Here is a 22974-nt window from a genome sequence, read left to right as displayed (position 1 = left end):
CGTTCTCTGAGTGCATCTCTCGACGCCGCTCCGACATCGGGTGCGCGACAAGGTTCCCTCAGGCGATTGAATTTACCCCTCCCTCAAGGGATAGTAGAGCCACGCAGAAACGTCAGCGCTGACACGATACACACAGGTAGACCTCATGTCCGACAAGCAGGTGAACAACCTCAACGTCCTGGCCCAGGATGTTCTCGTCACTCCTGAGCAGTTGAAGCAGGAAATTCCTCTTTCTCCCGAGGCCGAGGCCACGGTGATCGAGGGCCGCAAGACCGTGCAGAACATCCTCGACGGCACCGATCCCAGGCTGCTGATGGTGGTGGGCCCCTGCTCGATCCACGATGTGGACGCCGCGCTGGACTACGCACGTCGCCTGCGCCGCCTGGCCGACGAGGTGAAGGACAGCCTGTACATCGTGATGCGCGTCTACTTCGAGAAGCCGCGCACCACCGTGGGCTGGAAGGGTCTGATCAACGACCCCCACCTGAACGGCTCCTTCGAGATCGAGGAAGGCCTGCACATCGCCCGTCGCCTGCTGGTGGAGCTCTCCGAGCTGGGCCTGCCGCTGGCCACCGAGGCACTCGACCCGATCTCGCCCCAGTATCTGCAGGACTGCATCAGCTGGTCGGCCATCGGCGCCCGCACCACCGAGTCCCAGACCCACCGCGAGATGTCCTCCGGCCTGTCATGCCCGGTGGGCTTCAAGAACGGCACCGACGGCAGCCTCGACGTGGCCGTCAATGCGCTGCAGTCGGTCGCTCACCCGCACAACTTCCTGGGCATCGACCAGCAGGGCCAGGTGGCGATCATCCGCACCCGCGGCAACGCCTACGCCCACGTCGTGCTGCGCGGGGGCAACGGCAAGCCGAACTACGACAGCGTGAGCGTAGCGCTGGCCGAGCAGGAGCTGAAGAAGGCCGGGGTCAAGCCCAACATCATGATCGACTGCTCCCACGCCAACTCCAACAAGGACGCCGCCCTGCAGCCGCTGGTGCTCGACAACGTCACCCACCAGATTCTCGACGGCAACCGTTCGATCATCGGCCTGATGGTCGAGTCCAATATCGGCTGGGGCAACCAGAAGATCACCGAGGACCTGAGCGAAATGGCCTACGGCGTCTCCGTGACCGACGCCTGCATCGACTGGGACACCACCGTGGAGGCCTTCCGCAGCATGAACGAACGCCTGGCGCCGGAGCTGGCAAAGCGGGTGAATTGATTCGCCCCTGGTGCGAGGTAAGGGGCTGAAAGGCCCCGACGCCAGGCGCCAGCGGCGCCATCATCCCCAGCGCCAGCGACGCCTGCAGAAGCAACGCCCACGACAGCAAGGAGCCCGCCAAGTTGGCGGGCTCCTTGTTTTTGGCCGGTGTATCACGCCTGCTCGCGAGGCGCGGCTTCCCTCAGCCGGCCTGGCTTACGCCGTCGATCTCGCGCACGAAGGGCGGTAATGCGTCGAGCAGCGCGCGGCCGTAGCGGCGAGTCAGCACGCGGCGATCCAGCAAGGTGATGCGGCCACGGTCGGCCTCCTTGCGGATCAACCGACCACAGGCCTGGACCAGCTTGATCGAGGCATCCGGCACGCTGATGCGCATGAACGGGTTGCCGCCCTGGCTCTCGATCCATTCCGCCAACGTCGCTCCCACCGGGTCGTCCGGCACGGCGAACGGCAGCCGCGTGATCACCACATGGGTCAGGTAGTCGCCGGGCAGGTCGATGCCCTCCGCGAAGCTCGCCAGACCGAACAGGATGCTGCCCTCGCCGGCGTCGATACGCTGGCGATGGCGGCTGACCAGCTCGCGCTTGGGCAGACGGTCCTGGGCCAGCACTCGCTCTCGACGCTCCCGCGACAGGGCCTTCTCCACCCCGCGCAGCTGGGCCCGGGACGAGAACAGCACCAGCACCGCTTCCTTGTCGTCGAGAGCCTCGACGAAGTCGACGATGGCCCGCTCGTGGCCGTCACGGTCGGCGGGGTCCACCGCCTCCCGGGGCACGCTGAGCACCGCTCGGGAATAGTCGAAGGGACTCGGCAGACGCTGGTAGCGATAGCGGTTGGCCAGCCCCGCCCTCTCCTGCAGGCGCTCGAAACGGCCCAGGGCGGTCAGGGTGGCCGAGGTCACCACAGCGCCGTGACAGCGCCCCCACAACGAACGCGCCAGGGTATGGGCGGCAGATACCGGGCTGGCCGAGAAGATCAGCTCGGGCTCGCCCTGGAAGCGCTCCAGGGTCAGCCAGCGTGCCCGCGGCGGCGCGTCCGCCGGATCGCCCTCGGCAAAGGCCTGCCACAGGGCGTGGGCCTCCAGCGCCCGGCCGTGCAGCAGCGCCAGCAGCGGCAGCCAGGCCTCGGCCTGCTCCCGGGCAAGGCCGGTGGACTTCTCCGGGTCCAGGCTCTCGCGCAGGATGTCGGTCATCGACTCGAGCAGACGGCAGAGCTCGGCGAAGGGCACCACCAGCGCCTCGGCCTGGGCCCGCAGGGCCTCGGGCACACGCCCCATCTCGAAGCGGTGCTGAGCACCGTCCTCGTCGTCGTTGAGCCCATGGGGCCGCTCGGCCAGCTGGTGGCCCAGCGCAAACACCTCGCCCAGGCGTGGCTCCAGCGCTTCCATCGCGGTGGGCAGCGCGCCCAGCAGTCGCGCCAGGGTCGGCTGCACGCCCAGGGCCGTATTCAGCTCGGTCAGCGAGCCCCTGAGGTTTCTCAGCCAGCGCAGCCCGCCGCCCACGCTGAAGCGATGGGTAAAGTGGGAGATCGCCTTGTCCGGCAGGTGGTGGCCCTCGTCGAAGACGTAGATACAGTCGGCAGGGTCGGGCAGCACCAGGCCGCCGCCGAGCGCCAGATCCGCCAGCACCAGATCATGGTTGGCGACGATGACGTCGGCCTGATCCAGGTCGCGCCGAGCACGAAAGAAGGCACAGGCACCGAAGTGCCCGCAGCGGCGATTGGTGCACTGGCGGTGATCCACCGTCAGTCGCCGCCAATGGCTATCGTCGATGGCTTCGCCCCAGCTATCGCGATCCCCTTCCCAGCGACCGTTGCCGTAGGCGTCTCCCATGGCAGCCACCAGCGCCTTGAAGTCATCGCCGGTGGCGGCGTCCAGGCTCTGCTCGAACAGCGACAGGGTCGGGTTTTCCTCGGCGCCGTCCATGGCCGCGTCGAGCTTAGCCACGCACACGTAGCGCCCGCGCCCCTTGGCCAGGGCAAAGTCGAAGGACAATCCGCTGTGGGCCTTCAGCGACGGCAGGTCCTGGTGCAGTACCTGCTCCTGCAGCGCCACCGTGGCGGTGGCCAGCACCAGGCGCTTGCCGCGCGCCTTGGCCACCGGCAACGCCGCCAGCAGGTAGGCCAGGGTCTTGCCGGTACCTGTGCCCGCCTCCAGCACGCAGACGTGCTCGTCGCTCACCCGCTTGCCATCCTCGTCGGTCTCGATGCCGGCCAGGGTGCGGGAGATCTCGGCGATCATCAGTCGCTGGCCGTAGCGCGGGGTCAGCTCCAGCGCCTCCAGCACCCGACGATAGGCGCTTTGAATCTCGCTCTTGAGGGCGTCGTCTAGCATGGCGGGTCCACGACAATTGAGAAAAAGGACAGGGGGAAGAGACGCAAAGGGCCGGCGCTGGGCCGGCCCTGACTGCGTACAAGCGTCAAACGCCTGACGGGCTTACAGAAGCCCTTCCGGCGGATGCTCGCAGGGCAGCTTGTCGCCGATGAAGCGCTCGATCTCGGGCAGCGAGAAGGCGTCTTCTTCACCCACGAAGCTGATCGACACGCCCTTGGCGCCGGCACGGCCGGTGCGCCCGATGCGGTGGACGTAGTCCTCCGGATCCTCGGGCAGGGTGTAGTTGATCACGTGGCTGACGTCCTCGATATGGATGCCACGGCCGGCCACGTCGGTGGCCACCAGCACCTGAATCTCGCCCTCGCGGAACTGCTCCAGGGTGCGGATGCGCTGGTTCTGCGGCACATCGCCGGACAGCATGGCCACATTGATGTCGGCCTTCTTCAGCAGGTCCAGCAGCTTGCGCACCAGATCGCGGCGATTGCCGAACACCATCACCCGGTCGAACGACTCCTGCTGCAGCAGGTTGACCAGCAGTCGCTGCTTGTCTTCGTCGCCCACCATGTACACCCGCTGATCGATATCGGCGGCGTTATCCACGGTGACCGCGATCTCGACGTGGGCCGGCTGATGGGTCCACTGGCTGGCCAGGTTGAGGATGTCCTCGGTGAAGGTCGCGGAGAACAGGAAGGTCTGCCGCTCTTCGGTCTTCGGCGTGTAGCGGATGATGCGCTTGACGTCGGGAATGAAGCCCATCGACAGCATGCGATCGGCCTCGTCCAGCACCAGCACCTCGACCTGACCGAGGTCGATGTCTCGCTTCTGCTGGAAGTCCAGAAGGCGGCCCGGAGTGGCCACCAAGATATCGACGTTGCCGGCAAGCCCCTCGCGCTGCTTCTGGTAGTCCATGCCACCGACGACGCTGGTCACCTTGAGCGAGGTGAAGCGCGCCAGGGCCTTGGCGTCCTTCTCGATCTGCAAGGCAAGCTCGCGGGTCGGCGCCACGATCAGTGCGCGCGGCGTCCCCGGCTTCTGGCCATCCGGCACCTCCTCCTCGAGGAAGTAGGCCATCATGGAAATCAGGAAGGCGGCGGTCTTGCCGGTACCGGTCTGGGCCTTGCCCACCACGTCTCCACCCATCAGGGTGTGGGTGAGGGCCTCGGCCTGAATCGGCGTGCAGTACTCGAACCCGAGCGCATGGATGGCGCGCATCAGCGGCAGCGGCAGATCGAAGTCGTGGAACCGCCACTTGCCCGCCACGGCGGGCACCTGAAACTGGCGCAGATCCCAGTTGGACTGGCGGCGCCTCGGCTTGCGGCGACGACGCTTGGGCTTGCGGCTCTCGGCCGGTGCGGTGGTCTGTTCCGACTCGCTCATAGGCTGTGCTGTGTGTCCGTCTCGAAGAGAAGTTGAAGGAAAGCGGAAAGCGTCGAGGCAACGGCACAGGGCCCCCTCGAGTTTCCTCAAGCCGGGTATTGTACCAGCGTCTGGCCGTTTGGGCTTGCCCGATGCGCATCGAATCGTGTCTAGCGGCTGTCCTGGCGGCCCCGCACTGATAGAATGTGCCCATTGAATACAGGAGCCCCGCGTCATGACACGCCGCAAGAAGACCCGTTCCCTGGCCGACAAGGTGACCATCCGTACCGGTCGGCGCAAGGACTACAAGCAGTGGCGCCACGAAAATCCCGATGAGGTCACCTCATCACGGCGCTTCTCCGCCAAGAAGCGCCAGCAGCGCAAGGCCCAGGCCGCACGCCGGCTGGAGCGCATGCGCGCCGCCCCGTCGATCGAGATTCACCCCGAAGGCAAGGGGCCGGACAGCAGTAACAGCGACAGCAACAAGGGAGAGCAGTAATGCGCCTGGTGTGCTTCAACATCAACGGCATCCGCGCACGCCTGCACCAGCTCGAGGCGCTGATCGCCTCCCACCAGCCCGACCTGATCGGTTTGCAGGAAACCAAGGTCCAGGACAGTGAATTCCCCCGCGAGGCGGTGGAAGCCATGGGCTACCAGGTGCACTTCCATGGCCAGAAGGGTCACTACGGCGTCGCCATGCTGACCCGCGAGGCCCCGGAGGAGGTTCGCTATGGCTTTCCCGACGACGGTGAAGACGCCCAGCGCCGCATGATCGGCGTGCGTCTGCGCGCCGCCGACGGCGAGCATGTATGGGTCTACAACGGCTATTTCCCCCAGGGCGAGAACATCGAGCACCCGACCAAGTTTCCCCACAAGCGCGCCTTCTACGCTCAGCTCCAGCGCCTGCTCGACGAGGACCACTCCCCCAGCGAACGCCTGGCCGTGATGGGCGACTTCAACATCTCGCCCGCCGACATCGATATCGGCATCGGCGAGGCCAGCCGCAAGCGCTGGCTGCGCGAAGGCAAGACCAGCTTTCAGCCGATCGAGCGCGAATGGCTGGATGGCATCAAGGCCTGGGGCCTCGAGGACAGCTATCGCCGCCTCTACCCCGAGGTGGACGATCGCTTCAGCTGGTTCGACTATCGCTCGAAGGGCTTCGATCGCGAACCCAAGCGGGGCCTTCGCATCGACCATATCCTGACCACGGCATCGCTGTCCGAGCGCGTCACCGACGCCGGCATCGACTACGACCTGCGCGCCATGGAAAAACCCTCGGACCACGCCCCGGTGTGGACCGAACTGAATCTTTAGAACTTCACAACACCACGCGCGGCACCAGAGACTGCATCAAGCTGCCACGCAGCGAGGCGTGAAGGCGCGTTACCATCGAGACGCGAAAGGGCCACTTCAGGTGGCCCTTTGCTTTTCCAGCTGCATTTTTGCAAGAAGATGGGGACCTCTACCCCTTCTCCACCAGCCTTCGGATGTCTGCGGCGATGGAGTCCACCGGGTCGGTGTCACGCATCAACAGACGGGCGTCGCCGCCAGAATCGAAGGCGAAGATGGCGCTGGAATGATCGACGTCGTAGCTGCCGTCGGCCTCGGGTTCGCCTAGACGATAGCTGACGCGGTAGCGGTTGGTGACCGCGTCGAGGGCCGCCTTGTCGCCGGTCAGGCCGATAAAGCGCGGCCCAAAGGCTTCGGTATAGGCGTCGAGCACCTCGGGGCTGTCGCGCTCGGGATCCACCGAGACGAACAGCACCCGGACGGCGTCGCGGGTGGGCTCGTCGAGTTCCCGAATCGCCGCTGACAGCCGCGCCAGCGCGGTGGGACAGACGTCCGGGCAGTGGGTGAAGCCGAAGTAGACCAGGGTCGTCTTGCCAGCGTAGTCACCCTCATCGACAGGCTGGCCGTTCTCGTCGATCAGCTCGAAGTCCAGCGCCGGCATGGCGTCGGAGATGTCGGTGCCACGCCAGTTGACGTCCTCGCAGCCGGCAAGGGCAAACAGCGCTGTGGTAAGCAGCAGTGCCGCACCAGCCCTGGCGACTGCCTGGCTCGCACCAGCTCCCCTTCTCTGCACCCTGCCATTGCCGCCGGTCCTGCCCTGTCGCATTGCCAACCTCGTAGCTTTCATTTCATGGGCCGTTGTCTCGGCTCTACTTTGCAGCCCCTGCTCCCGACACCGTTCTCTCGACATCACTTTGCCCACCCAACTGTCTCAGCAGTCTCAGCTGTATCAAGACCGTCGTTACAGCGCCGCCGGCGAGACCACCTCGAAGGTCGTCTCGATGCGCTCGTCCCCTTCGAGGATCAGGCGGACCTCGACTTCATCGCCAATGTTCAGCGACTGTTGCGGCTTCATGAACATCAGGTGATAACCCTGAGGGGCGAACTCGCGGGTCTCGCCGGGGGGCACTTCGAAGCGCTCGACGCCGTGCATCATGGCCATGCCGTCTTTCTCCATGCTCATGTGCAGCTCCACCGAGGCGTAGGCGTCGGTCTCTGCTCCGACCACCGCTGCCGGCTCGTCGCCCGCATTGTAGAGCTTGAAGTAACCGGCACCGGGGCGGTCGCCGGGCAGCATGCGCAGCCTGGCGTCGCTGATCTCTAGCTCGGCGGCAAGCACCGGGGTAGTCGCGAGCAGCGACAGCAGTCCGGCAACCAGGGTGCCCTTGAACATGCGCATGAAAACGTCTCCTTGAGAAAGTGCCGGCACGAGCCTGTGTCGACGAAGGTGGCTCAGTCGTCAAACGCCAACCAACACCGGTCACCGTCGATGGATACCATCAGCACAGCGCCGACAGGCCACAGTGGGTATTGAAACGACGGGAGTTGACGTCCAGCTCCACCTCGCCGCTCTGGGTATCAAGATAGAAGGAGGCAAAGCCTTCGTCCGATGCCAGCCGATAGGAGCCGCACACGCCATAGCCGTAGCGCACCTCCTGCAAGTTGGCGAGCTCGATCGGTGCCGAGGTCTGAAGTGACGCCGCCAGGGCGGCGCGCGCGTCATCGTCCAGACGGCTGTCGGACATCGCCTGGGAGCCAAAGATGGCCGCCCCGAGCAGCACCACGGCCACCGCGGGAACGATGACCAACAATATGAGGCTTCTGGAATTCTTCATGGGGCGAATTCTACGCTGAGGGTCATTTTTGCCACAAGGCAGCGAGCCGCCTCAGCCAGCGCCTTCATCGGAGGGTCGAGGTGACTCCGTGGCGCCAGCGCCAGGTTCAGCGGCCGCGCCCTGCCCCGTCTGCGAGCCCGCGGACAGCGCGCCCAGCCAGGTTTTCGCCTCGTCCTCGCCCTTGGCGAGTGCGCGGTTCAATGCCTCGCGCGCGGTCTGTTCGCGGCCCCAGCCTGCGGCAATCTGTCCCAACCGGAGCCAGTCCGAGCCAGCGTCGGAACGCTCGGCAAGGGCCAGCCAGGCGTCCAGCGCCTGGTCATGGTCGCGAGCCTGAAACCAGGCCTCGGCCAGCAACCGGCGACGTTGCTCGCTATCCTCGAGGACGCCTTCCGCCAGCGCCCGTTCGAGCAGCTCGGCGGCGCGTGCGGGGGTACCGGCGGCCAGGTGGAGCTCGATGCGACGTTCAAGGTCATCGTTGCCGGACAGGGCGCCCTGACGCCAGCCGGCCTCCCACAGCGCCGCGGCCCGGACCGGATCCCCCAGGCGCTGGGCCATGGCCGCGGCCCGGCGCCAGGCATCGGCATCAGCAGGATCGGTGGCAAGCCGCGCCTCCAGGGCCGCCAGGGCCTGATCGAGACGACCGCTCTTGTGCATCACGCCACCGGCGAAATCGAGCCGCGCCTGACTCGGCTGCGGGTCCGCCGCCTTGGCCCGTTCGACCCCGTCGGCGGCGGCCTCCCAGTCCTCGTCGGCGGCCGCCAGCTCGGCCAGGGTCCACAGCGCCTCGACATCCTCGTGGCGCGATAGCCAGTCTTCCAACAGCGTTCTCGCCTGCTGACGTTGCTGCGCCTGGATGCGCTGTTCAATCTCCTGGCGCAGCCAGCGATCTCGCTGGGCCTGCTCGACCCCATCGATCCGGCGGGCGCTGGCCAGGTGATCGGCCGCCTCCTCGGGCCGGTTCTGGGCCGATGCCGCCCCGGCGGCAAGCTGCAGGTAGAGCGCCCTGGCCCAGCGGTCCGAGGCGTTGCCTCCGGTGAGCCGCTCGGCCTGGCTCTCGGCCTTGGCCTCGACCCCTGCCGGGTCGTCGGCCAGGCGCTGCTCGAGGCTCTTGAGGTCGGCGATGATGCCACCGGACAGGGTCGGCGCGGCGCTTGCCGCAGGACTTGCCAGTGCGCCGGCCAGACCCGCCATCAGGCCCAGCGCCAGGGCGGCACCAGTGCCTTGCAGGTAGCGCCCCAGCGGGTTGGTCTTCAACAGTACTGCCATGGCGATCGACCCCTTGTGTGGCTATCTCGACATCTATCTCAACTGGAACTCGAGTCGTTGACGCGCCCGCCGAAGCCCTGACGCCGCCTCGAAGCGCCAGCCGGCGATGGCCTGACGCGCAGCGTCCTCGAATACCCGGCGGGGGCTGGCCTCGAGTACCTGAATGCTGCCGCGATCGACGCTGCCGTCGGCGCGGATGATAAATTGCATCACCACATAGCCCTCGAGCCCACGACGCTGGGCCCGGCGCGGGTACTCCGGCGGCACCTTGCGCGTGGCCCGGGCCGAGGTGCCCACGTCCACCGGCTCGTTGGACGCAGGCGCGGCGGCGCCGGCCCCCGCCGCGCTGGCGCTGCCCGTGTTGCTGGTCGCATTGGTGGCCACGCTGGGCGCTGGCGTTGGCTGTGGTGCGGGCTCGGGCTGCGGTGCGGGCTCAGGCTGCGGCGTCGGCTCCGGCCGGGGTTTCGGTTCGGGCCTGGGCTCGGGTTCGGGCTCAGGTTCAGGTTCTGGCGGCGTCTCGGTCAACTCCGGCAAGGCGCTGTCCAGTGCCTTGGGCTCTCGTGGCGGCGGTACCACCTCGGGGTCCGGCAGCTGGATCTCGCTGACAGCGGTCTGGGCCGGGCTCGGCGGCGGCGGCGCGGCGGCCACCGGTGGTGGAGGTGGCGGCGCCGATGCCGAAGCAGCGGAGGCCTCCGCCGGGGCCTCGGCCTGGGGCGCCACCGCCTCGGCCAGGCTCAGGGTGATTTCCTCGCGCAGCTCAGGCTCGGCCTCCGGTGGCACCACCAGCAGCGCCAGCAGGGCGAACAGTACCAGGGTCAGCAGGCTACCCGCCGCCAGAGAGACCACTCGCCTCATGCGTCGGAGCTCCTTTCGGCGGCGACGGCAACCTTGTCGACACCGGCGTCGCGCAGCCGGTCCATGGTCTCGATCAGCACCCCGGTAGCGGCGTTGCGATCGGCCTGGATCACCACCGAACCATCCTCGGAGAGCATGCCGGCGACGGTGGTGCCGACGCGATGGATGTCCACCGGCTCACCGTCCACCCACAAGGCGCCTTCCGGCGTGATCGCCACCAGCACCTGGACGTCGGGACGGGAAGAGGCGGCGCTGGACTCGGGGCGCTCGATCTCCACCCCGCTCTCCTTGATGAAACTGGTGGTCACGATGAAGAAGATCAGCATGATGAAGACCACGTCCAGCATCGGGGTCAGGTTGACCTCGCTGGCCTCTTCGGCGCCGGCGGACAGTCGACGTCTACGCATGTGCATCCTCCGCGGCGCGGGCAAGGCGGTCGTGCAGCCGCTGATCCTCGCGCCGAATGATATGTTCGAGCCGTGTAATGAACAGAAGCCCCACCACCGACACCGCCATCCCGGTCAGGGTCGGCAAGGTGGCCCGGGCAACGCCGTCGGCCATGGCGCGGGCCTGGTTGCTGTCGGCCATGGACAGACTGTCGAATACCGTGATCATGCCGGTCACGGTGCCGAGCAGCCCGAGCAGCGGGCAGATCACGACCAAGAGCTTCAACCAGGGCAAGGGGCCACGCAGGCGCCTGATCAGCTCCGTCACCCAGACCTCGCGCAGGGTGTGGGCACTCCAGCTCTGGTGGTCGGGCCTCTCGACCCAGCGGCGCATCAGTTCGGCCCGGGCCGGGCGATAGTGGAAGCGAAAGAACCACCAGCGCTCGAGCCCCACCGAGAACAGCAGCATGGCCACCACGGCGATCACCACCAGCACCGGCCCGCCGGCGTCGATCAGCCGGACGAGGGGATCAAGCCAGGGGTGCATCGGCATGGCGCCTGCTTCCTTGCTTAGCGTCGGTGGCCGGCTGCAGGGCCTTGCGATCGGCTTCCAGACGGTCGGCCAGCACGGCGCTGGCGCGGCCTTCCATGGTGCCGATCAGGGCGCGCGAGCGTGACGACATGGCGGTATGGGCGAACAGCAGCGGTACCGCGGTGATCAGGCCCAGCACCGTGGTCACCAGCGCCTGACTGATACCGCCGGCCATCAACTGGGGGTCGCCGGTGCCGAACACCGTGATCGACTGGAAGGTCACGATCATGCCGGTCACCGTGCCTAGAAGGCCCAGCAGCGGCGCCACCGCAGCGAGCATCTTGACCAGTGCCTGGCCGCGCTCGAGACGCGGCTGCTCGGCCAGCATCGACTCGTCCAGACGTGCCTCCAGGGCTTCGGGGGCATGGCCGGCACCGAAGGCATGGAAGCGCTGGAGCACCCGGCCCAGGGGGTTGTCATTGGACAGCTCATCCATGTTGGCGAGCTGGCGACGGGTGGTCATGCTGACCCGCAGCAGGTACAGATACTGGCCAAGGGCGATCAAAAGGCCCAGGGCGCCCAGGGCGACCACCACATAGCCGACCGCACCGCCCTGATGGAAGCGCTCGAGCAGCGTGGGCTGGCGCGACAGCGCCTCGATCACCCGTCCGTCGACGGGATCCACCGGCAGCAGCTGGCCATCGCCTGACTGATAAGCGTCGAGCACAGCGCCGACGCGCTCAGGCGTGTGTTCGAGGGCGGAGAGCCGCCCTTCTTCGCCGACCCGCTCGAGCAACTGGCCGCCGCCAAAGGCCATCAGGTCACCCACACGGGTCACCTGACGTGGCGCGACCTCACCGCTGCCTGCGGCCACCGGCGCCTCGAATCGACGCACCAGCCCGGTCTCGGCGGTCAGCCCCATCAGGCTGTCGGCCAGGGTCTCGATCTGGGCGACGGTCAGGATGGCGTCGTCGTCCAGCCGCGGCGGCAAATCGACGTCGGCGCCCAGGGTCAGCAGGCTCTGGCCGAGATCGTCTCTCAGTTCACCACTGGTGCCGGCCACCGCGCTGAACACCGCGTTGAGGTCGCCGCCCTCGGCATCACGCTGGGCACCGATCTCGTCCAGCACCTGACGCGCCTCGGCCATCTCGGCCTCCAGACGCTCACGCTCTTCCCGGGCGGCGTCACGACGGGCCTCGGCCTCCTCGAGCGAGGCGGACAGCGCGTCACTGTCCTCCACCAGCTCGGCCAACCTCGCCTGATCACGTGCCTCGGCGGCCTCTCGCTCCAGCTTGAAGCTCGACAGTACGCTGTCGCTATCGCTGTGCTGCTGGGCCATGGCGGCAGGCGCAGCGGCGGCCAGCAGCGCGGTCACGGCGGCACCCAGCACCAGCCTGCGGGCGAGGCCCTTGCCCATCGAGTTGTGCCGATTCAGCGACACCGGGAAATCCGTCAAAGACACCATCAGGAACGCTCCTCGATCGGTTGGGTCAGCGGCAGCGTCAGCAGTTCCGGTGCACGCTGGTCACGCACGATCTGCAGGCCCTTCTCCACCTGGTCGCGCTCGGCAGCGGACAGCGACTGCCAATCTCCGTCGTTCCATACGCCACCGTTCTGGCCATCCGGGGTCAGGTAGTACCAGCCCACGCGTCCCAGTCGCAGGAAGTCGACCTCGCGGGTCTGATCGCCCTCTTCCAGGGTGCCGCGCCAGGCATCGAGATCGCGCCCATAGTCGAGCTCGGCACGCCAGGCCGCCAGCACCCGCTCAAGCTTCTCGGCTGCGGTCAGCTCGGGGTTGGCCAGGGAGGCCTCGAGCGACGCCACCCGGGCCTTGCGCTCGCCATGGAGGAATGGCACGTCCTGATCGACCCAGGCGTCGAGGCGGCGGGTCATGCCGTTCAACAGGCCCGGCAGGGCGTCGCGGGTCTCGGCCATGGTCGCCATGCCCTGACTGCGCTGCTCGAGGGTCGCCTTGAGCTGCTCGAGCTGGGGGGCCAACGCCTGGTTGTAGGACTGAAGCCGCTGGGCCTCCTGCTCGGCCTGGCGCAGCGCCTCGATACGCTGACGCACCTCGTCGTCGGCCTGGTCGATCCGCGCCTGCAGCTCGGCCTGGGTCGTCTGGGCCGCCAGGGCCTCGTCGCCGAGATTGTCCGCCGTGTTCTGTGCCTGGGCTACCCCGCTGTGCCCCAGCGCCAGCGCCAGCGCACAGGAGACGCCCAGCAGGCTGTTCCTTGCCGCTGCGCCAGCCGTCACCACATCGCTGGGGCTAGCCTGTGATGGCCCGGCGAAGGGCCGCCCGTTGATCTGCTTGTTCGCCATTCCAAGGCCTCCGACCTGCTCTCGCGCCGCCTTGGGGCGCCGCGTCAAATGCCACGACAGTACCCGAAACACGAATTGTTATCAATGCGAGCAAGGTGCCTCTACCCCGAGTTCATCGCTGTCAACACCTCCCGAGCAAGGGCATCGACGCCCCTGTCCGACAGCGGATCGGCACGCCTGGCGAGGGGTTGGCGGCCATGCACATCGATGCCAGACACCCACCAATAAAAACGCCGTGGCGTTGGCCGCCACGGCGTTTGTCAGCGTTGCCGGCCTAGCCGGCACACCGTTTCTACATCTTGCACTCAGAGCTTGCTGTCGAGTTCCGGAATGGCCTCGAACAGATCGGCCACCAGGCCATAGTCGGCGACCTGGAAGATCGGCGCCTCCTCGTCCTTGTTGATGGCGACGATGACCTTGGAGTCCTTCATCCCGGCCAGGTGCTGGATGGCACCGGAGATGCCCACGGCGATGTACAGGTCCGGCGCCACGATCTTGCCGGTCTGGCCGACCTGCATGTCGTTGGGCACGAAGCCGGCATCCACCGCCGCACGGGACGCACCGATGGCGGCGCCCAGCTTGTCGGCGATGTTGTCGAGGATCTTGAAGTTCTCGCCGCTGCCCATGCCGCGACCACCGGAGATGACCACGCGGGCAGCCCCCAGCTCGGGACGATCGCTCTTGGCCAGCTCTTCACCGACGAAGCTCGACAGGCTGTTGTCGATGCTCGCCTCGACCGGTTCGATGGCAGCGGAGCCACCCTGGCCGACGGCGTCGAAGGCAGTGGAACGCACGGTGATGACCTTGAGCGCGTCCTCGCTCTGGACGGTGGCGATGGCGTTGCCGGCGTAGATCGGACGCTTGAAGGTGTCGGCGCTCTCTACCGCGATGATCTCGGAGATCTGTGCCACGTCCTTCAGTGCCGCCAGGCGCGGCAGCACGTTCTTGCCGGTGGTGGAAGCGGCCGCCAGCACATGGCTGTAGTCGTCGGCCAGGGCCACCAGCAGGTCGGCGGTGGGCTCGGCCAGCAGGTGAGCGAAGGTCTCGCTGTCGGCGACACGCACCTTGCTGACACCATCCAGCTTGGCTGCGGCCTCGGCCACGGCGGCCACGTCCTGACCGGCGACCAGCACGTCGATATCACCACCGATAGCCTGGGCGGCGGCCACCACGTGGGCGGTGGCGTCGGCCAGCTGGCCGTCGTGGTGTTCTGCCAGAACCAGAATGCTCATGAAATCACCTTCGCTTCATTCTTCAGTTTGTCCACCAGCTCGTCCACCGAGCCCACCTTGACGCCACCCTGGCGCTCGGCCGGCGGCTCGACCTTGACCAGCTTGAGACGGCTGGCCACCTCGACGCCCAGATCGGCCGGGGTCATCACGTCCATCGGCTTCTTCTTGGCCTTCATGATGTCCGGCAGCTTGGCGTAGCGCGGCTCGTTCAGGCGCAGGTCGGTAGTGACCACCGCCGGCAGCTTCAGCGACACCGTCTGCAGTCCGCCATCGATCTCGCGGATGACCTTGAGGGTCTCGCCTTCGACTTCCACCTCGGAGGCGAAGGTGCCCTGGGCCATGCCGGTCAGCGCGGCCAGCATCTGACCGGTCTGGTTGTTGTCGGAGTCGATCGCCTGCTTGCCGAGGATGACCAGCTGCGGCGCTTCCTTCTCGACCACCTTGGCCAGTGCCTTGGCCGCGCCCAGCGATTCAACGCGCTCGTCGCTCTCGACGTGGATGGCGCGATCGGCCCCCAGCGCCAGGGCCGTGCGCAGCTGTTCCTGCGCCGCCTTCGGCCCCACGGTCACCGCCACCACCTCGGTCGCCACGCCCTTCTCCTTCAAGCGCACCGCCTCTTCCACGGCGATTTCGCAGAAGGGATTCATGGCCATCTTGACGTTGGTCAAGTCAACGTCGCTGCCATCCGGCTTGACCCGGATCTTGACGTTGTAGTCGATGACGCGTTTGACCGCGACGAGTACTTTCATGTTGTCCTCGCTTGGTTCATCTGGGGAACCTTGAATGTAAGGAAGGAACCATCAACACGTTGGCGGTGACGGGCACCGCATCGATTTACGCATCGCGTGTCCCGAGAGGACACCACGATTGAGAACTTTTCGCTATGCCCTTATGCGTTTCATGCAAGCGTTTGATAGGGGCTCGGTGCGTACCTTCAATGTGCCACAGGCCGGGCCTTGGCAACAATCCCCGCATGCCGAGTCGACCATTGGGGAGGGTCGACCATCGTAAGGATGACCCGACGACGCTATTATGCCTATCATGGGACACACCGTGAAGCAAACGACCGTTTAAAATCTGTACGACGTTGGTGGCACCCCAACGTCACGCCGAGGAGGAAAGCACCCGATGGCAGAACAAGTAGAACGCGACACCATGGAGTTCGACGTGGTCATCGTCGGCGCCGGTCCGTCTGGACTGGCCGCCGCCTGCCGACTGATGCAGCAGGCCAACGAGGCCGAGCAGGAGCTGACCGTCTGCGTGGTCGAGAAGGGCTCCGAGGTGGGCGCCCATATTCTGTCCGGAGCGGTGCTCGAGCCCCGCGCGCTATTCGAGCTGTTCCCCGACTGGGAGGAGCGTGGCGCCCCGCTGACCACCCCGGCGGTGCGTGACGAGCTGTACCTGCTCAAGGACGCCGAGAAGGCCCAGAAGCTGCCCAACGCGCTGGTGCCCAAGAGCATGCACAACACCGGTGGCGACATCACCCGCTATGTGATCAGCGCCGGCAACCTGTGCCGCTGGCTGGCCGAACAGGCAGAGTCCCTGGGCGTCGAGATCTTCCCGGGCTTCGCCGCCCAGGACGCCATCGTCGAGGACGGCGTGGTACGCGGCATCCTGACCGGCGACATGGGCGTGGCCGCCGACGGCAGCGAGAAAGGCGGCTACGCACCGGGCATGGAGCTTCGTGCGAAATACACCCTGTTCGCCGAGGGCGCCCGTGGCCACATCGGCAAGCGCCTGATCCGCGAATTCCGCCTGGACGAGGGCAAGGATCCCCAGCACTACGGCATCGGTCTCAAGGAATTGTGGGACGTACCGGCGGAACAGCACGAGCCAGGGCTGGTGCTGCACGGCTCCGGCTGGCCGCTGGACAAGAACACCCACGGCGGCTGGTTTCTCTACCACGCCGAGAACCAGCAGGTGGTGGTCGGCCTGATCATGGACCTGGCCTACCAGAACCCCTACCTGTCGCCGTTCGACGAGTTCCAGCGGATGAAGCACCACCCGGTGCTCAAGCGCTACCTGGAAGGCGGCAAGCGGGTGGCCTACGGGGCCCGTGCCATCGCCAAGGGCGGCCTCAACTGCCTGCCGAAGATGACCTTCCCCGGCGGGCTGCTGATCGGCTGTGACGCCGGCACCCTCAACTTCGCCAAGATCAAGGGCATCCACACCGCCATGAAGTCCGGTCTGGTGGCGGCAGAAAGCGTGTTCGAGTCGCTCAAGGACGGCAACGAGGGCGGCGACGAACTCAAGGCGTTCGAGGCCAGGTGGCAGGACAGCTGGGCCTACAAGGAGCTCGAGCAGACCGCCAGCTTCGGTCCCGCGATCCACAAGTACGGCACCGTGGGCGGTGGGGCCTACAACTTCGTCGATCAGTTGCTCGGCGGCAAGCTGCCCAGGGTCCACGACACCACTGCGGACCATGCGGCGCTCAAACCCGCCAGCGAGTTCGAGAAGATCGACTACCCCAAGCCCGACGGCAAGCTGTCCTTCGACAAGCCCTCCTCGGTGTTCCTGTCCAACACCAATCACGAGGAAGACCAGCCCTGCCACCTCAAGCTCGAGGATTCGGAAATTCCGATCCACAAGAACCTGCCGGAGTACGCCGAGCCCGCTCAGCGCTACTGCCCCGCCGGGGTCTACGAAGTGGTCGAGGGTGACGATGGCCAGCCGCGTTTCCAGATCAACTTCCAGAACTGCGTCCACTGCAAGACCTGCGACATCAAGGACCCCGCCCAGAACATCACCTGGGTCGCCCCTGAAGGCGGCGGTGGTCCCAACTATCCCAATATGTGATCGCGGGCGGGCCGCGTCGCTGCCGAACGCGGCCCAACCATGACCCAGGGCGTTGACACGCCCGTTAGCCAACACCCTCAGCGGACGGGCCCAGCCCCGTCCGTTTTTTTATTGCAGGGCATACACTTAACGTCATAACAAATCGGTCTATTGGGCTTCTTGCCAAGACATCGCCGAGCCCTAATAGTGTGCCCCCTTATCGATCGCCCCCCCTGCCGAACACCCGCCTTGTCATCGGCCTATCCGGCCGAACTCCAGGCCAGGGCCAGGGACAGCGACAGGGCAGCCGTGATCGAGGCCGCTACAGGGAGATACCATGGCCCACACCCGTCAAATACTGCTGGCCCTGATCCTCGGGATCCTGGCCGGCGGCGCCGTCAATCTGTTCCTGCCCCAGTGGGCGGGCGTCCTGGATACACAACTGCTGACCCCACTGGGTCAGGTATTTCTGCGCCTTCTGCAGTTTATCGTGGTGCCTCTGGTGTTCTGCGCTCTGGTACTGAGCTTTACCCAGGTCGATCGCAGCGAAAGCGTCGGGCGCTACGCCGGCAAGCTGCTGATGCTCTATGTGCTGACCAGCGCGGTGGCCCTGGCCATCGGCATGGGCATGGCCGCCTGGCTGACCCCGGGCCTCGGCGTGGACAGCGCTCAGGCCGCCGGCGTCGAGGCCCGCGACCCGACCCCGCTGGCCCAGTGGCTGGTGGGCCTGGTACCGAAAAACCCCTTCGAGGCGCTGGCCGAGGCCAACCTGCTGCAGATCATCCTGGCCGCCGCCCTGGTCGGCGTGGCCGCCCGCCAGCTACCGGAACAGAGCCGGCCGCTGGTCTCGCTGCTGCAGAGCGGCTACGACGTGACCCTCAAGATCCTGTCGATGGTACTCAAGCTCGCCCCCATCGGTGTGTTCGCGCTGATCGCCTCGGTGGTGGCCACCCAGGGGTTCGACCTGCTGTTGAAGCTCGGCCTGTACGTGATCGGCCTGCTGGCGGCCATCGGCGCCATGGCGGTGTTCTATCTGGCCCTGCTGGCGATCACAGGTGCCCGCCCCATGGCCTACCTGCGCCACTTCGGCGAGGCCCTGAGCTTTGCCCTTGGCACCGCCAGCTCCAACGCCACCCTGCCGATCGCCCTCAACAATGCCCGGGCCTACGGTGCACCACACCAGCTCAGCGCCTTCGCCCTGCCCTTCGGGACCGCCCTCAAACGTGACGGCGCCGCCGTGCTCCAGGGCTTCAATGCGCTCTTCGTGGCGCAGCTTTTCGGTGTCGAGGTGACCCTGACCCTGGCCGCCACCATCTTTACCACCGGCCTGCTGGTATCCTTCTCCACCGCTGGCGTGCCGGGCGCTGGCCTGGTGGCCATGAGCACCGTGCTGTCGGCTGCAGGGCTGCCACTGGAGGGCGTCGCCGTGGTCGCCGGCGTGGACCGCTTCACCGATGGCTTCCGCACCTCTCTGAACGTGATGGGCAATACCGCCAACGCCATGCTGCTGAGCCGTCTGGAGGGCCGCCACCATGCCGCCCACCCAGCCGCCCACCCAGACTCTGGCCAGACAGGCGCCAGCGAGGCAGGCCGCTAGACGATGAATCGACAGGGCCCGGCTGCGCAGGAGAGCCAGGCCCCACCTCGACCAGGTACTGATGATTCAGCGACATGCTGATAGTCCAACGAGCACGGCCCCGTCACCTGATGACGGGGCCGTGCTCGTTGATGGTGTTGACGCTAAAGGACCGCTGTAGGCGCCACAAGGCGGCGCCAGCAAGGGACGTCAGCAGTGGCGTCAGGAAGCGGTGGCGGGGCCGGTCTCGGCCGGGCGTGCGGGATCGCCGCTCCACTCGCTCCAGGAGCCGACATAGAGCCGCGGGGCCGGCAGACCCGCCAGGCGATAGGCGAGAATGTCATGGCAGGCGGTAACGCCGGAGCCGCAGTAGGCAATCACGCCAGGATCCTGCTGCGACGTCTGGGGCAGTTCTCTTGCTAAAGCCTCCGGCGACTTGAAGCGTCCATTGTCGTCGAGATTGAGGCTACAGGGGCGATTGACCGCACCAGGGATATGCCCCGCTCGGGGGTCCATCGGCTCGACCTCGCCGCGGTAGCGCTCACCGGCCCGGGCGTCCACCTTCAGCGCCGCAGTCGACGCCATCTCCTCGAGGACGACGAAACGACTGTCGTCGAATTCGGGTGTCCACTGCGACGGCGCAGGAGGCGCACCCTCCCCCACCTCCCAGTCGCCATTGATGCCCTCCCAGGCGGCGAGGCCACCGTCGAGCAGGCGCACCCGCGGGTGGCCGGCCCACTCGCTCAGCATCCACCAGGCCCGCGCCGCCGCCAGCTGGCCGCCGGCATCATCGAGCACCACCACCTCGCGCTCAGGCGCAACGCCCAGTCGCCGAAGGGTCGCGGTGAAGTCGGCGTGGCTCGGCAACGGGTGTCGTCCGCCTGCCCCGGAGCCAGCGTCCCTGGGTCCGGACAGGTCACGGTCCAGATCCAGGTGCAGACTGCCGGGAACATGGGCCTGACGCCACAGCGCCGCCCCGGCCTCGGGGTCGTTCAAGCGCACGCGGCAGTCCAGCACCAGCGGCGGGGTGTCGCCGTCTAGCGCGTGTCGCAAGCTATCGGCGTCGATCAAGGGATGGGTCATGACGAACTCCTTCTCATGTCAGAACACTGTCTGGTGGCGCAAGGCTTTCTCGCACCGGAGCCTTATCGTATCGAAGCGTTTTCGCGCGTCTCGACAAGTGGCCCGCGCCCTGATCAGGCGCTCGACAGCCGCTCGATCGGGGCGCGATGGGCGATCAGGCGGCGCTTGCCGGCACGATCAAAGCGCACCTCGATGACCGGATTGGCGGGGTCGCCTTCCACCAAGGCGACCTCACCGTCACCGAAGACGCCGTGGCGAATGCGCTCACCCACCTGGTAATGGCCATTGCCTGGCGCTCGCTCAAGCGCCTTGATCGGCAGCGGCTGCCCCAGGGCATTCAGATAGCGCCCCACCAGTGCCGGCTCGGCGACGCTCACCTCCTCGGGCTCGGTTCCGTCAGCGCATCGGTACAGCGCCCTGGCCACGGCGCTGGCGTCGCGGCAGGCGCTCTCCTGGATAAAGCGGCTGGGACGATGATCGCCGCCATCGTGGAGGATGACCAGGCGTTCGATGGCCCGGGTGATGGCCACATAGTAGAGCCTGCGCTCTTCCTCGAGACGCTCGGGGGACAGCGGGTTGTCACGACTGTAGTGGGGAAAGTCCTCTTCATTGACCGCCCCCACCATCACCAGCGGCCACTCCAGGCCCTTGGCGCCATGAACCGTGTTGATCAACACCCCTTCGTCGCGGTTCTGCACCGGGCGTCGCAGCAGCTCGATAAAGGTGGCGATGTCGCCGACCTCCCGAGCCTGCTCGATCAGGACATCGAGCAGGCGCACGTCCTCCTCGCCCTTGTCGCGGCGGGAGGCGGCGCGCTTGAGCACCTTTTCCGCCTCGACCTCCGCGACCACATGCTCGAGCAGCGCGTCGGCGGACAGATGGGCAAGCTTCGGCAGCTCGCACAGCAGTTGCCAGCGACGCTTGAGGGTGCGCTTCTGGTGGGGCTTCAGTCGCGCCAGCAGCGCGTCGCCCGGCCCTGGCCAGGTCTGGGTGTCGGCCAGGCGCTGAACCAGGCCAGCGAGCACTTCACGTGGTACGAAGCAGGTCGGCTGGGCAAACATCGGCATCAGCGCGCCGGGGTCGCGCAGCTGCTCGGGCGACAGCGCCAGCGATAGATAGCCGGCCAGAGCCTCCACCAGCGGCAGGCGAAAGACGAAGCGATCCTCCCGGGCCAGGCGAAAGGGAATGCCTTCGCGCAACAGCGCCAGCTGCATCGGCACCGACAGGGTCCAGCTACGTACCAGCAGACAGGCTTCGTCGAGACGACGGCCGGCTTCCACCCAGCGCTTGAGTCCATCGAGGAAGGCACTGGCGCCCCGTGCCACCTTGAGCTCGGTACGCGGATTGGTGGGCGCCGCCAGGCATAGCTGGTCCGGGCGACGCGGGTTGCCGGCGATGGCATGATTGGCGGCCAGCGCCAAGGCGTGACCATGGCGAAAGGTGGTCGACAAGGGGTAGTCGGTGGCGGCACCGAAGATCCGGGTAAAGTTCTCGAGCATGGCCTCCGGGTGGGCGCCGCGCCATTCATAGATGCACTGGTTGGCGTCACCCACCGCCATCACCGAGGCCTGGTCGCCGGCCAGCACCGCCAACAACCGCTGCTGAGCGGCATTGATGTCCTGATACTCGTCGATGATCACATGGTCGAGGAAGCCCTGAACCCGCTGGCGCAGCGCGGGATCACCTTCGAGTGCCAGCAGCGGTCGATACAGCAGATCCGAATAGGTCATCACGCCGTGATCGGCCAGCAAGGTCTCGAGGCACTGGTGGGCGACGACGAAGTGGCGAGTCCCCTCGCCGAGCTCGAGCCGCTCATACAGCAACTGGGGGTCGATCACCTCGGCCTTGACCAGCGAACAGAAGTGGGCGAGTTCCTCGATGCGATCGGGCTCGAGCGCGGCGTCGCGATCCTCGTCGACCTGGGCCAACGCCTCCAGGGTCGCCTGGCGCAGCAGTCGCTCCTGCTGCCAGTCTGCGGTCAGCAGTTCGCGCCGTGGCAGCGCGCCCCAGCGGGTCAGGCTCTGACTCAGACGATGACCGAGAGAGTGAAAGGTACGCACCTCCGGCAGTTCCATACCGGGTTCGGCCATGGCCACCAGACGGCGCTGAAAGTCTTCCCGGGCGGCGCGGTTGAACATCAGCACCATCATGCGCCGGGCGCTGACTCCGTGGGACAGCAGGTGCAGCACCCTGGCCACCAGGGTGGTGGTCTTGCCCGCTCCGGCCACCGCCGCGACCCTGGCGTGGCCTGCCGGGTGGGCGACAACGCAGCGTTGTTCGGGCGTCAGCGCGAGCCGCTCCAATGCAGGTGAAGCCATCAGTGCGCGTCACCCTCCAGGCGTCCCAGCGGCTGCCACACGCCGTCGCTGGTAAGCCCCAGCTCGCCGCGCTCGGTGCACGCTTCGGCCTGCTCGACCAGACGGTAGAAGACGTTACGCCCGAGTCGAGCACTCACGCCATAGGGCAGGCACACCTCGGGCACCTCCTCGCCCGCCGGTGTCGTCGACAGCGACAGTCGATACTCATGACCCAGGGCGATACGCTCGCCGACGTTGGTGGTCAGCCACCAGCGCTTGTCTACGTGGTCTTCTGGCTGGCCTTTTGACTGGCCTTCCCGCTGAGCGTCTGCCTGCTCGGCCTCCAATACCACGAAGGCGGTGTCCTCGACGCTGATCCGCCACTTTTCGATAGGCGTGACCAGGTAGTGGTGGCCGTCGTCCTCCCGTCGCAGGATGCGCGCGAACAGGCGCACCAGCTCAGGACGCTGGATCGGACTGCCTTCGTGGATCCAGCGCCCGTCTCGGGCGATCACCAGGTCCATCTCGCCACTCGCTTCGGGCTGCCAGTCGGACAAGGGCGGGCGCTCACCAAGCTCGGCGATGCCGTTCAGGATGTGATCGAGTTGCATGGAGGCTACCTCG

General features: G+C 66.8%; 21 protein-coding genes. 5 read left to right on the top strand and 16 right to left on the bottom strand.

The window, feature by feature from the left end; translation table 11 throughout:
- Window positions 1-145 precede the first annotated feature (145 nt).
- Entirely contained in the window at window positions 146-1219 is a 1074-nt protein-coding gene (locus KUV74_RS17745; protein ID WP_045993477.1) for a 3-deoxy-7-phosphoheptulonate synthase, read from the top strand.
- A gap of 181 nt (window positions 1220-1400) precedes the next feature.
- On the opposite strand, the gene dinG is transcribed toward KUV74_RS17745, so the two are convergent.
- Window positions 1401-3548: an ATP-dependent DNA helicase DinG gene (dinG, locus tag KUV74_RS17740; protein ID WP_045993476.1), complete on the bottom strand. Its 2148-nt coding sequence runs from the start codon at window positions 3546-3548 to the stop codon at window positions 1401-1403.
- 102 nt (window positions 3549-3650) lie between these two features.
- Window positions 3651-4925, bottom strand: a complete 1275-nt coding sequence (rhlB, locus tag KUV74_RS17735) for an ATP-dependent RNA helicase RhlB (RefSeq protein WP_124804378.1) — start codon at window positions 4923-4925, stop codon at window positions 3651-3653.
- Between the two features lie 214 nt (window positions 4926-5139).
- On the opposite strand from rhlB, the gene KUV74_RS17730 reads away from it, so the two are divergent.
- On the top strand, window positions 5140-5403 hold the full coding sequence (locus KUV74_RS17730; protein WP_045993474.1) for a hypothetical protein: 264 nt from the start codon (window positions 5140-5142) through the stop codon (window positions 5401-5403).
- Window positions 5403-6218 (top strand): exodeoxyribonuclease III, encoded by an 816-nt coding sequence (xthA, locus tag KUV74_RS17725; RefSeq protein WP_222516982.1) that lies wholly within the window; start codon window positions 5403-5405, stop codon window positions 6216-6218. The genes KUV74_RS17730 and xthA overlap by 1 nt, the downstream gene beginning before the upstream one ends.
- Window positions 6219-6366: 148 nt before the next feature.
- Here the strand turns inward: xthA and KUV74_RS17720 are convergent, their stop codons facing one another.
- The 11 genes from KUV74_RS17720 to KUV74_RS17670 all read right to left on the bottom strand — a co-directional run bounded on the left by KUV74_RS17720 (window position 6367) and on the right by KUV74_RS17670 (window position 15368).
- Entirely contained in the window at window positions 6367-7020 is a 654-nt protein-coding gene (locus tag KUV74_RS17720; RefSeq protein ID WP_315900860.1) for an SCO family protein, read from the bottom strand.
- 135 nt (window positions 7021-7155) lie between these two features.
- Window positions 7156-7593: a copper chaperone PCu(A)C gene (locus KUV74_RS17715; RefSeq protein ID WP_222516981.1), complete on the bottom strand. Its 438-nt coding sequence runs from the start codon at window positions 7591-7593 to the stop codon at window positions 7156-7158.
- Between the two features lie 100 nt (window positions 7594-7693).
- Entirely contained in the window at window positions 7694-8029 is a 336-nt protein-coding gene (locus tag KUV74_RS17710; protein ID WP_045993471.1) for a hypothetical protein, read from the bottom strand.
- Window positions 8030-8080: 51 nt separating this feature from the next.
- Window positions 8081-9295: a hypothetical protein gene (locus tag KUV74_RS17705; RefSeq protein ID WP_222516980.1), complete on the bottom strand. Its 1215-nt coding sequence runs from the start codon at window positions 9293-9295 to the stop codon at window positions 8081-8083.
- A gap of 33 nt (window positions 9296-9328) precedes the next feature.
- Window positions 9329-10150 carry an energy transducer TonB gene (locus tag KUV74_RS17700; protein WP_108132695.1) on the bottom strand — a complete coding sequence of 274 codons (822 nt, stop codon included), beginning with the start codon at window positions 10148-10150 and terminating at the stop codon, window positions 9329-9331.
- Window positions 10147-10557 (bottom strand): ExbD/TolR family protein, encoded by a 411-nt coding sequence (locus KUV74_RS17695; protein WP_108132694.1) that lies wholly within the window; start codon window positions 10555-10557, stop codon window positions 10147-10149. The genes KUV74_RS17700 and KUV74_RS17695 overlap by 4 nt, the downstream gene beginning before the upstream one ends.
- A complete protein-coding gene (locus KUV74_RS17690; RefSeq protein WP_222516979.1) occupies window positions 10550-11089 on the bottom strand; it encodes a MotA/TolQ/ExbB proton channel family protein in 540 nt (179 codons plus the stop codon). The genes KUV74_RS17695 and KUV74_RS17690 overlap by 8 nt, the downstream gene beginning before the upstream one ends.
- Window positions 11067-12533 (bottom strand): MotA/TolQ/ExbB proton channel family protein, encoded by a 1467-nt coding sequence (locus KUV74_RS17685; protein ID WP_261395548.1) that lies wholly within the window; start codon window positions 12531-12533, stop codon window positions 11067-11069. Before KUV74_RS17685 ends, KUV74_RS17690 begins: the two co-directional genes overlap by 23 nt.
- Window positions 12533-13387, bottom strand: coding sequence for a DUF3450 domain-containing protein (locus tag KUV74_RS17680; RefSeq protein WP_222516978.1), 855 nt, complete (start codon window positions 13385-13387; stop codon window positions 12533-12535). Before KUV74_RS17680 ends, KUV74_RS17685 begins: the two co-directional genes overlap by 1 nt.
- A 305-nt stretch (window positions 13388-13692) precedes the next feature.
- On the bottom strand, window positions 13693-14619 hold the full coding sequence (locus KUV74_RS17675; RefSeq protein ID WP_045993417.1) for an electron transfer flavoprotein subunit alpha/FixB family protein: 927 nt from the start codon (window positions 14617-14619) through the stop codon (window positions 13693-13695).
- Entirely contained in the window at window positions 14616-15368 is a 753-nt protein-coding gene (locus KUV74_RS17670; RefSeq protein WP_045993416.1) for an electron transfer flavoprotein subunit beta/FixA family protein, read from the bottom strand. The genes KUV74_RS17675 and KUV74_RS17670 overlap by 4 nt, the downstream gene beginning before the upstream one ends.
- Window positions 15369-15747: 379 nt before the next feature.
- Between KUV74_RS17670 and KUV74_RS17665 the strand changes: the two genes are divergently transcribed.
- Both KUV74_RS17665 and KUV74_RS17660 read left to right on the top strand, forming a co-directional pair.
- Window positions 15748-17415, top strand: coding sequence for an electron transfer flavoprotein-ubiquinone oxidoreductase (locus tag KUV74_RS17665; RefSeq protein WP_045993415.1), 1668 nt, complete (start codon window positions 15748-15750; stop codon window positions 17413-17415).
- Between the two features lie 316 nt (window positions 17416-17731).
- Window positions 17732-18991, top strand: coding sequence for a dicarboxylate/amino acid:cation symporter (locus KUV74_RS17660; protein ID WP_222516977.1), 1260 nt, complete (start codon window positions 17732-17734; stop codon window positions 18989-18991).
- A gap of 201 nt (window positions 18992-19192) precedes the next feature.
- Here the strand turns inward: KUV74_RS17660 and KUV74_RS17655 are convergent, their stop codons facing one another.
- The 3 genes from KUV74_RS17655 to KUV74_RS17645 all read right to left on the bottom strand — a co-directional run bounded on the left by KUV74_RS17655 (window position 19193) and on the right by KUV74_RS17645 (window position 22961).
- On the bottom strand, window positions 19193-20053 hold the full coding sequence (locus KUV74_RS17655; protein WP_045993413.1) for a sulfurtransferase: 861 nt from the start codon (window positions 20051-20053) through the stop codon (window positions 19193-19195).
- Window positions 20054-20166: 113 nt separating this feature from the next.
- Window positions 20167-22371, bottom strand: a complete 2205-nt coding sequence (locus KUV74_RS17650; RefSeq protein ID WP_222516976.1) for an ATP-dependent helicase — start codon at window positions 22369-22371, stop codon at window positions 20167-20169.
- Window positions 22371-22961: a DUF1285 domain-containing protein gene (locus tag KUV74_RS17645; RefSeq protein ID WP_124804368.1), complete on the bottom strand. Its 591-nt coding sequence runs from the start codon at window positions 22959-22961 to the stop codon at window positions 22371-22373. The genes KUV74_RS17650 and KUV74_RS17645 overlap by 1 nt, the downstream gene beginning before the upstream one ends.
- Window positions 22962-22974 lie beyond the last annotated feature (13 nt).

Origin of the sequence: Halomonas sp. DP1Y21-3, from assembly GCF_019801245.1 — a bacterium.
Classification (GTDB): domain Bacteria; phylum Pseudomonadota; class Gammaproteobacteria; order Pseudomonadales; family Halomonadaceae; genus Halomonas; species Halomonas litopenaei.
Note: the sequence above shows the minus strand (reverse complement) of the source record. Positions and strands in the feature narration are given on the sequence as shown.